General features: G+C 46.7%; 1 protein-coding gene. It reads right to left on the bottom strand.

From position 1 onward, the window contains the following. The coding region (locus LZP73_RS20645; protein WP_234236839.1) for a GTPase at positions 1 to 285 on the bottom strand (285 nt) is incomplete at both ends.

The raw sequence follows: 285 nt of genomic DNA, 5'->3' as shown, positions 1-285 counted from the left end.
TCCGAAGCGTATATGCAATTCCTGAACTTCACGAGTACATGCCTCAACGTCGCTAACTGCACAAACCTCCCCTTTAAACAGCGCATTACATACGCTGCTTTTCCCCGCGCCAGTTTTTCCCATGACACCAATCACGGGTTCATAGTCGATGGCTTCACTGATTTTGTTCAACAGCTTTTCCCGCAGTGGCTGAGGGAAAATATCAAGAATATCCCTGATGTCGGGTATGCGCGGTGTGCTATCACCTTTTTGCTCGTTGCTACCATTACGTTCTGGAAATATATT

The organism is Shewanella sp. AS16, from assembly GCF_021412365.1.
Lineage (GTDB): Bacteria > Pseudomonadota > Gammaproteobacteria > Enterobacterales > Shewanellaceae > Shewanella > Shewanella salipaludis.
This window is presented reverse-complemented; position numbering and strand designations above follow the sequence as displayed.